This window comes from Inhella sp. (genome assembly GCF_041912635.1).
Classification (GTDB): Bacteria; Pseudomonadota; Gammaproteobacteria; order Burkholderiales; family Burkholderiaceae_C; genus Inhella.
Genome location: NZ_JAYRMO010000077.1, coordinates 1 through 1,513 on the forward strand (window position 1 = coordinate 1; position 1,513 = coordinate 1,513).

At 66.0% G+C, this 1,513-nt stretch carries 1 protein-coding gene; it reads left to right on the plus strand.

Going from position 1 to position 1,513, the window contains the following annotated elements; genetic code table 11:
* A partial coding sequence (gene gatB, locus ACE3QP_RS21745) for an Asp-tRNA(Asn)/Glu-tRNA(Gln) amidotransferase subunit GatB (RefSeq protein ID WP_374439173.1) occupies positions 1 to 1,367 on the plus strand: 1,367 nt, incomplete at its 5' end.
* Positions 1,368 to 1,513: the final 146 nt, after the last annotated feature.

Below are 1,513 nucleotides of genomic sequence, written 5' to 3' on the forward strand. Positions count from 1 at the left end.
TCAGCCGCGCCAGCACCGCCTTCGGCGCCGAGCCCAACACCCAGGCCTGCGCCGTGGATCTGGCCCTGCCCGGCACCCTGCCGGTGATGAACCGCGAGGCCGTGGCCTGCGCTATCAAATTAGGACTTGCTCTTGGCTCCCACATTGCGCCAAAGAGCATTTTTGCCCGCAAAAACTACTTCTATCCCGACCTGCCCAAGGGCTACCAGATCAGCCAGTTCGAGATTCCGGTGGTGCAGGGCGGCGAGGTGAGCTTCTACCTGGGCGACGAGAAGAAAACCGTGCGCCTGGTACGCGCCCACCTGGAGGAAGACGCGGGCAAGTCGCTGCACGAAGAGTTCCACGGCATGAGCGGCATCGACCTGAACCGCGCCGGCACACCGCTGCTGGAGATCGTGACCGAGCCCGACATGCGCAGCACCGAGGAGGCCGTGGCCTACGCCAAGGAACTGCACAAGATCGTGACCTGGATCGGCATCTGCGACGGCAACATGCAAGAGGGATCGTTCCGCTGCGACGCCAACGTCTCCGTGCGCAAGCCCGGCCAGCCGCTGGGCACGCGGCGCGAGATCAAGAATCTCAACAGCTTCAAGTTCATGCAGCAGGCGATCGACTACGAGATCCGCTGGCAGATCGAGGAGCTGGAGGACGGCCGCGCCATCGAGCAGGCCACCGTGCTGTTCAACCCCGACACGGGCGAGACGCGCGCCATGCGCACCAAGGAAGACGCGGCCGACTACCGCTACTTCCCCGACCCGGACCTGCCGCCGCTGGTGATCGCGCCCGAGTGGGTGGAGAGCACGCGCGCGCAGATGACCGAACTGCCCCGCGCCATGGCGGCGCGCTTCGTGCAGGACTACGGCCTGCCCGAGTACGACGCCACCACGCTCACGCAGAGCAAGGCCATGGCGGCATACTTTGAAGCAGCCGCCCAGGCCAGCAGCCAGGCCAAGCTGGCCAGCAACTGGATCATGGGCGAGGTGTCACGCCGCCTGAACAGCGAGGAAACCGGCATCGAGAATGCCAAAGTCGGCAGCGCACAGCTGGCCGCGCTGATCCAGCGCATCAGCGACGGCACCATCAGCAACAATGCCGCCCGCCAGGTGTTCGATGCGCTGTGGAGCGGCGAGGGCAGCGAGGTCGATGCTGTGATCGAGGCCAAGGGCCTCAAGCAGATGAATGACAGCGGGGCGCTGGAAAAAATCATCGACGAGGTGATCGCTGCCAACCCCGACAACGTGGCGCAGTTCAAGGCGGGCAAGGACAAGGCCTTCAACGCCCTGGTGGGCCAGGCCATGAAGGCCAGCAAGGGCAAGGCGAACCCAGCCCAGGTCAACGAGCTGCTGCGCAAGCGCCTGGAAAGCTGAAGATCAAGAAGGGGCGGCAGTGCAAGAGCCGCCAGCCCGGTTCAGCGCGGCGCGGCGGGTGACGCTGCAGGCACCGTAGCGGTGGCGGCCTGCGCCGGTGCTGGGGCTGCGCGCGCTGCCCACAGCTCCTTGAGCTGCACCAGCTC